The sequence below is a fragment of the Pseudomonas sp. 39004 genome (assembly GCF_028682155.1).
In the GTDB taxonomy this organism is placed as follows: domain Bacteria; phylum Pseudomonadota; class Gammaproteobacteria; order Pseudomonadales; family Pseudomonadaceae; genus Aquipseudomonas; species Aquipseudomonas capeferrum.
This window is the reverse complement of record NZ_JANIAG010000217.1, coordinates 1-7763: the sequence shown is the minus strand read 5'-3', so window position 1 is coordinate 7763 and position 7763 is coordinate 1. Positions and strand designations below refer to the sequence as shown.

The window sequence follows — 7763 nt, the reverse complement described above, 5'->3', positions numbered from 1 at the left end:
GGCCCAGATAAACTCGATTAAAAGCCTGGCTAATAATCAGCATAAGGATTACTTCTTTGTCATCATCCCCATAAGTGGATAAAAATCGATCAAAGCACAATTACAAAAAATGCCTGGATCGATCAATGGCCAACCAACCTAGCTCCGCCCCCGCCCAGCTCCGCCGTGTCCTCGGCCTGCCCGCCCTGGTGTTTTTCGGCCTTGTCTACATGGTCCCGCTGACCATCTTCACCACCTACGGCATCGTCACCGAGCTCACCGGTGGCCGCACCGCTGGCGCCTACCTGGTCACGTTGCTGGCCATGTCGTTCACCGCCACGTCCTACAGCTTCATGGTCAAGCGCTTTCCGGTCGCGGGTTCGGCGTACTCCTACACCAACATGGCCTTTGGCCCTAATGTGGGCTTTCTCGCCGGCTGGTCGCTGCTCCTCGATTACCTGTTCATCCCGATGATCAACTACCTGCTCATCGGCCTGTTCCTCAATATCGCCTTCCCCGCCATCCCAGCCTGGTCCCTGATCCTTGCCTCGATCGCGCTGGTGACCGTGCTCAACGTGATCGGCATCCACTCGGTGGCCAAGGCCAGCAACCTGATCGTCGGCGCGCAGATCGTGTTCATCGGGGTGTTCGTGGCGCTGTCTTGCCAGACCCTGGCCGGCCAACCGGTGGACCTGCTCTCGCCGCTGATGGGTGACGGTACCCAGCCTGGTTTTGGCCCGTTGATGGCCGGTGCTGCGGTACTGTGCCTGTCGTTCCTCGGTTTCGATGCTGTCTCGACCCTGGCCGAAGAATGCCGCGACGCCCGCCGCGACGTGCCACGGGCGATCATCCTGACCACCCTGTTTGCCGGCGTGCTGTTCACCGTACTGGCCTACGTCAGCCAACTGGTGTTCCCGGGCAGCACCTTCGTCAATGCCGATGCGGCGGCGAATGAAGTGATGTTCAAGGCGGGCGGGCAATTCCTGGCCAACTTCTTCACGGCTGCGTTCGTTGCCGGCAGCCTGGGTTCGGCGCTGGCCTCGCAGGCGGCGGTGTCGCGCATCCTGTTCACCATGGGGCGTGACAAAGTGCTGCCACAGCGCACATTCGGGTATCTGTCGCCACGCTTCGGCACGCCGGTGTTCGCCATCCTGCTGGTGTCGGCGTTTTCGCTGCTGGCGCTGGTGATCGACCTGGCCACGCTCGCCTCGTTGATCAGCTTTGGCGCGCTGGTGGCGTTTTCGGCGGTGAACCTGGCAGTGGTGAAGACGCACCTGATGAACGACAGCGCGCAGCGCAACCTCAAAGGCTTGCTGTGCTATGGCGCGGTGCCGTTGGTGGGGTTGAGCTTGACCTTGTGGCTGTGGACCAGCTTGTCGGCGCTGACGTTGGTGATTGGGCTGTGCTGGTTTGCGTTAGGGCTGGCGTACTTGGCCGTACTTACAGCAGGATTCCGTCGACCAGCGCGAGTGATGGATTTTCCGGAAGTAGCGTAACTCCAGCATGGCCAAGGATGGCCGTCGCTGATGCAAGACCTGTCATTTTTGCCAGTAGCGCGTTGTCTTGGGAAGTAGCACGATAAATCCAGTTCTTACTACCCCGGTTACTGAAAATGACGCTTGCCAGATTGAAAAGCTATCGATTTTACCAGGGCACCTTTCTCATTCAGTTGCTGGATGGAAATCGCAGTAAGCACATTCTTCGCAATCAGCATCAGCCCCTGGCCTTTATACAAGATCAACAGGCCATTGCACTTGCCTGTGATACACTGGACTCAATTCATCATGCATCGTCCATGAGCTATACACCATTTGGATATTTGGCAGCGAGAGAAAAAGCTTCAATGCTCGCTTTCACGGGTGAATGGAAAGAGCCAACGATAGAAGGGTATCTACTCGGGAACGGTCATAGGGCCTACAGTCCGGTGCTGATGAGATTTTTTTCCGCTGATAGCTTGAGCCCCTTCAATCGGGGAGGCCTGAACGCCTATAGTTACTGCGGCAACGACCCCATCAACAACACAGATCCGAATGGGCGTATGTTGCAAACCAGAGCAACACAACCCAAAATTTTTAGCAAGACCTTCTCCAAATCAGTCAAACCCTCCTCTGTCCATACCTCCGTTGCCGACACCTTAGTTAACCAAAAGGAACCTGAGCCTCCGTCCTACGCATCAGCCCTCGCCAGTTTGCCTAAAGAAGACCCCGGGCTACCAACTCCGCCGCGTTATTCAACTGCGCCATTACCTAAGCAACTCACCCTCAACATAAACTTGGGCGGTGTAGATGCCAGCTCACCGATTTCGCAAGAAAACGCCGTGAAAATTGCGAACGCATTGAGCCGTCACAACACTGCAGTTCTAGAGGCTGTTGCCAAAGGGCCAGTCAATGATGACTTTGCGGCCTTCGGTAAGCTGCTCGTAGCCAGCGCGCGCGTCGAGCAAGCGGTTGCCTTTGGCAGAATCGCTCTCCAACATCGCCAGCATATCACCCAATTTCGTCAGAGCGTGGGTAGCTATCCCATCACATAGGCATCCGTAAATCAGGTGAGTGGCTGTGCTGCTGGCGTCGGCGCGGTCCATAGGCTACCCAGGCTCTGAAGCAACGACCCGGCAATCCCCTGCTGCCCCAGGTACTGCAGAATCAACGGCGCAAACTGCCCGATCATGCCGGTATCCATCCCCAGCGCCTTGAACGCACTGTCCAGGTCGCTGCGGTTCTCGACGTTGTTACCCAACGCATTGCTCAGCGCCGAATGGCTTTCGCTGTTCTTGCCCAGCATTTCACCCAGCCCACTCAACCCGCCCAGCGCATTGGCGCCCGACAGCAGGTCAAGCCCAGGCACCGCTTTGGTCAATTGGCCGTAATCGTCCGCGCTGAGGTTATTGCGCGCCAGCCCCAGCATCGCCCCTGCCCCGCCCACGGCTTGCTCCGGGGTGATGTTCAGTTCGCTGCCCAAGGTGTTGAGCAAGTTGGCCTGGGCCTCGGGCGCCTGCACTTGGCCCTGCTGTTTCTGGTTCTGCATGGCCGACACGGCGTTGGCGGCGTCGCTGAGGTTGAAGGCGAACACCGGGCTTGCAGCCAGGGTCATCAGGGTTGCCAGGGTGAGAGCTTTCATCGGGAGGGACCTCGTAGGCCGGGATGGCCTGGGAAACGAGGCATTCGACTAAGCGATTGGAGGTTTGTTCCGGGCCGCAGATCGGGATGCTGTGGGAGCGGGCTTGCCCCGCGAAGGGCCGCACAGCGGCCCCCGCTAACAGACTGGCCCAGTCAGTGCCTTTTGTTCCGAGCAAGCTCGATGTCATCCATGATCGCCTTGGCTAACGCACTCAGGTAATCGGCAGCACCGAGCAGTTTATGGTCATCCTCCATATCCCCTTCGCGCACCAAATGCTTGATGTACCCCAGCAGTACCGAAACCTGCTCATAGGCATGCTCGAACGGCACACCAGGCATCACCCGGAACAGATGGCTGGGCTGTTCGCCAGCCTCGCAGAAGGTCTTGGCGCCAACCGTTACGTTTGCTTGTCTATCGTCGCTCATCGCCCTACACCCTCCTTCACATACGCGCCAGCGCGTGGTCGATCAACGCGTGTGCGGTATCGGCGCAATGGACCACATTGGCAAGCATGTGCAGGCCCGGCTCACCGGTATGGATGCGGCGGTACTCGTCGACGGTTTCCGAGATACCCAGCAGCATCTCGCTGGCGACAGACAAGGCGTCGAGCGGAATCAAATCGGGGTGGATTGAGGAATAGAGGGTGTTGAACAGTTTAAGGCGGGGTGGATCGGGGACGATTTTTTTCATATGGCTACCTGAATGCAATGTAGCTGCTCCGATCGTTTCCACACGTTGGGTGGCAGCTGTACACGGGGTGGAAACCCGAGCGCATTCAGGAAAACTCGGTAGGCACGAGGCCTCCCGCGTACAGCCGCCATTGACGACAACACCTGAATGCTTAAGCGGGTTTCCACACCCGATCGCTGAACCTTACAGCGACCCGGTGAGCCTAGAGGGCAAAGCATTCCGGGGGCAATCAGACGGGAGTCGACAGACGTCGTAGGGTATTTCCTAGGACCCGCCTACACAAGCACATTGCCGCAAGACTTTTCTTAATTAAGTGTAGGGAAAGCCCCCTCGGCCTAGCACTTCTACCAGTTGTGTTGTATCGCGCGGCAACCGAATACTGGGGCCTTGGCTCCTGCTTTGCCATGCCCAAGAGTAGGTTTTTTCCTGGCCGAGGATTGATGCAATGACCAGAATTACCGCAATAGTCACAAAGCATTTCTATCAAAATGAAAAACTAATCACTGTTAAGCAAGACACACAAATTAAGCGCATTTTCCGTGCTTCATATATGGTAACAGGGGAAATTAATATTGAGGCATCTGCCTTGGTAAAGCTGCTGGCGACAGACAGTAGCGATTCAGTACTAAGCAGCAGTGATGAACACGAGCCACGTGCGTTCACCGCTTATGGGTACCGGCACAGTCAATACCAAGGTACGAACAAGGCATTGCTAGCTTTCAACGGAGAGAGACTACATTCAGAGATCAATGGATATCTACTGGGCAATGGTGCACGCACCTATCTCCCGTCAGCGATGAGATTCTCGACCCCCGACATACTGAGCCCTTTCGGCGCGGGCGGAATCAACAGCTATGCATTTGTCGAAGGCGACCCCATTAACTATAGCGACCCCTCGGGGAAATTCAGATTCTTCACTAGATCAAGAACTTTTTCTGGAACAGCTCGCCCCGTAGAAGGCCAATTCATTTTCATGGCGAAACACCCAACCATAAAAAACAAACGCGCGATCACCGTTGTCACTCACGGCGGCGGTGGAACAATAGATTCCGCTTTTGGGGACACGAATGCTTCGACTTTCCTTAGAAACATCAAAAAAGCTGGCTTTGACACCAATAAACATGACACCCATATAATTGCATGTATGTCGGCAAATCCTACCGACAACCAGCCATCTTTCATCCAGAATATTAGCAACCTCACCGGGCGCACATCGATCGGCTATTACGGAAAAGTCGGCACTTACGACACTATCGATCTTAGTCGTGCATCCCAACAAAAAGTGGGCGTAAATATAACCGTAGTAGAAAAGCTCTCGTCTTTCGCAAAAAATAAGTCCCAATTCAATTTCGAGCGCGTTATCGCTCAATCACAAGAACAAATCAGAGGTGTTCGTGCCCCTCGTCCGAACCGGTACTAAACCAAACTTTTATTCGACCATGCACTCGCTCGCACCAGTGCCTGAAGTTCTGGTCCGTGTGCACAACCAGACTTACAGGAGCTCACCATGTCTCGGGAAAACCACTTGCTCTTCTTCTACCAAGGCAGCAAGCTCGTTACCGTGAAGCAGGGTAAGCATCATCGCGCCATCTTCCGCATCCCAGACCTGCCATTGGCCGAACAGCAAACGGCCGACAGCACCACGGTGGGCCTGCTGACCACCGACGACAAGGGCTCGGTGCTGTGGGTGCAGGAGGCCGATGAAGACGAGCCGCACGGGTACTCCGCCTACGGGCATAATCCCGGGTTGCCGTCGTCGCGCACACTGTTGGGCTTCAATGGCGAATACTTCGAGCGAGCATCTGGCTGCTATCCACTGGGCAGCGGTTATCGTTCCTACAGTTCAGGCTTGATGCGCTTTCAATCACCCGACGACTGGAGCCCCTTCGGGCAGGGCGGGATCAACGCGTACTGCTATTGCCAGGCCAATCCCGTGAATGCTGTAGACCCTAGCGGCCACAAACTGAGCTTCCTGGCTAATGGGCAGATCATGCGGGTCACTCGAAATAGCGCAACGCCGGTCGGACGCTGGCTCAATCCTTCGACTTTGAACAGAACTACCTCACTGGAAACCCTCGGTGCCGGCAGCCCTCGAATTCAGCCCAGACGACCTTCCCTGCCGGAACGCAGCCCGATTGCGGCACTAACAGTAGCCCTCCAGCACGTGCCCCCTGTCCAGGCTGATATTCGTCCAACTCCGGTTCAATGGGTGAGCCTTACCGCAAGGCGTGAGCCTCTACTACCGCCGCCAAGCACCGCCAGTAGACCGACAGCCATTGTCAGGCCGCTGGGCGCTACGCAAGAGCCAAGCCGGCCAACCCACGTGCACGAGCTCGCCCCTGGCTCGCGGTCAACCGACTCCTCCCGCGATACCACGCCATCCTCAAGCCGATCAGCTACGCCTCCAGGAGATGCCGCTCTGGTTGATTACCACGTGCGTGTTGCGAGCAACATCCGCAACCATCCAAATTACAGCCGCAGGCATGATCCCTGACAGTGACGCCCAGCATCGGCCAAGGAATGGGTATGCCCCAAGGCTCCAGACAGCCGCCATGAAAAAGCCCCTCATCAAGAGGGGCTTTCTTCACTCACAGCGCCTTACGCCGCGCCCCACATCTTGTGCGGGTCGATCACAAACTTCTTCGGCACCCCGGCATCGAACTCGCCGTAGCCTTCCGGCGCCTGATCCAGGTTGATCACCTGCACGCCCACCACTTCAGCAATATTGATGCGATCCCACATGATCGCCTGCATCAGTTGGCGGTTGTACTTCATGGTTGGGGTCTGGCCGGTGTGGAAACTGTGCGATTTCGCCCAGCCCAGGCCGAAGCGGATGCTCAGCGCGCCGATCTTGGCGGCGGCGTCCACCGCGCCCGGGTCTTCGGTCACGTACAGGCCCGGGATACCGATGTTGCCGGCCACGCGGGTGACCTGCATCAGCGAGTTGAGCACCGTGGCCGGGGCTTCGTGCTTGGCACCTTCGTGGCCATGGCCGCGTGCCTCGAAGCCAACTGCATCCACCGCGCAATCCACTTCAGGCTCGCCGAGGATGTCGATGATCTGTTCGTGCAGCGGGGTATCCTTGGACAGGTCGACCACTTCGAAGCCTTGGGACTTGGCGTGCGCCAGGCGGGCCTGGTTGAGGTCACCCACGATCACACAGGCGGCACCCAGCAGACGCGCCGAGGCAGCAGCGGCCAGCCCAACCGGGCCAGCACCCGCGACGTAAACGGTACTGCCTGGGCCAACGCCGGCCGTCACGGCACCGTGGTAGCCAGTCGGCAGAATGTCGGAGAGGCAGGTCAGGTCACGGATCTTTTCCATGGCCTTGTCGCGATCCGGCAGTTTCAGCAGGTTGAAGTCAGCGTACGGCACCAGCACGTATTCAGCCTGCCCGCCGGTCCAGTCGCCCATGTCGACATAGCCGTAGGCGCCACCGGCGCGGGCCGGGTTGACGGTGAGGCAGACGCCGGTGTGCATCTCTTTGCACGAGCGGCAGCGGCCGCAGGCGACGTTGAACGGTACCGACACCAGGTCGCCCTTTTTCAGGCGTTCGACGTCACGGCCCAGCTCGACGATTTCACCGGTAATTTCGTGGCCCAGGACCAGGCCGACCTGGGCAGTGGTACGGCCGCGGACCATGTGCTGGTCGGAGCCGCAGATGTTGGTGGAGACCACCTTGAGGATCACCCCGTGCTCGATCTTCTTGCCACGCGGGTCCTGCATTTTCGGGTAGTCGATATTGCGTACTTCGACCTTGCCGGCGCCGAGATATACCACTCCACGATTGCCAGACATGCTCTTACCTCGCTTGGTTTTTATTTATGCAGCGTTGGTTGAAGCGCCGCCATCCATGGGCGGCATGTGTTACTGGAATGAGGGGAATTGTGGGCCTGATGGGGCGAGATGCACTGACTGAAAACGACAGGGGGATGCCTTTTTACGGCAGACCAAAAGCTGGGGCCGCTTTGCGGCCC

8 protein-coding genes are annotated in these 7763 nt (G+C 57.6%); 4 read left to right on the top strand and 4 right to left on the bottom strand.

The features are described from left to right. Nucleotides 1–125: 125 nt before the first annotated feature. Nucleotides 126–1475, top strand: a complete 1350-nt coding sequence (locus NP534_RS24240; protein ID WP_274100390.1) for an APC family permease — start codon at nucleotides 126–128, stop codon at nucleotides 1473–1475. Nucleotides 1476–1591: 116 nt separating this feature from the next. Beyond that, nucleotides 1592–2509 carry an RHS repeat-associated core domain-containing protein gene (locus NP534_RS24235; RefSeq protein WP_274100389.1) on the top strand — a complete coding sequence of 306 codons (918 nt, stop codon included), beginning with the start codon at nucleotides 1592–1594 and terminating at the stop codon, nucleotides 2507–2509. A gap of 11 nt (nucleotides 2510–2520) precedes the next feature. On the opposite strand, the gene NP534_RS24230 is transcribed toward NP534_RS24235, so the two are convergent. The 3 genes from NP534_RS24230 to NP534_RS24220 form a co-directional block, all read right to left on the bottom strand. Continuing rightward, a complete protein-coding gene (locus NP534_RS24230; protein WP_274100388.1) occupies nucleotides 2521–3096 on the bottom strand; it encodes a DUF2780 domain-containing protein in 576 nt (191 codons plus the stop codon). Nucleotides 3097–3248: 152 nt separating this feature from the next. Then, nucleotides 3249–3521: a DUF3077 domain-containing protein gene (locus NP534_RS24225; RefSeq protein ID WP_274100387.1), complete on the bottom strand. Its 273-nt coding sequence runs from the start codon at nucleotides 3519–3521 to the stop codon at nucleotides 3249–3251. Nucleotides 3522–3537: 16 nt separating this feature from the next. Continuing rightward, nucleotides 3538–3786, bottom strand: a complete 249-nt coding sequence (locus tag NP534_RS24220; protein ID WP_274100386.1) for a hypothetical protein — start codon at nucleotides 3784–3786, stop codon at nucleotides 3538–3540. 445 nt (nucleotides 3787–4231) lie between these two features. Between NP534_RS24220 and NP534_RS24215 the strand changes: the two genes are divergently transcribed. Both NP534_RS24215 and NP534_RS24210 read left to right on the top strand, forming a co-directional pair. Further along, on the top strand, nucleotides 4232–5206 hold the full coding sequence (locus tag NP534_RS24215; protein WP_274100385.1) for an RHS repeat-associated core domain-containing protein: 975 nt from the start codon (nucleotides 4232–4234) through the stop codon (nucleotides 5204–5206). An 87-nt stretch (nucleotides 5207–5293) separates the two neighbouring features. Continuing rightward, nucleotides 5294–6280 carry an RHS repeat-associated core domain-containing protein gene (locus NP534_RS24210; RefSeq protein WP_274100384.1) on the top strand — a complete coding sequence of 329 codons (987 nt, stop codon included), beginning with the start codon at nucleotides 5294–5296 and terminating at the stop codon, nucleotides 6278–6280. A gap of 104 nt (nucleotides 6281–6384) precedes the next feature. On the opposite strand, the gene fdhA is transcribed toward NP534_RS24210, so the two are convergent. After that, nucleotides 6385–7584 carry a formaldehyde dehydrogenase, glutathione-independent gene (gene fdhA, locus NP534_RS24205; protein WP_274100383.1) on the bottom strand — a complete coding sequence of 400 codons (1200 nt, stop codon included), beginning with the start codon at nucleotides 7582–7584 and terminating at the stop codon, nucleotides 6385–6387. Nucleotides 7585–7763 lie beyond the last annotated feature (179 nt).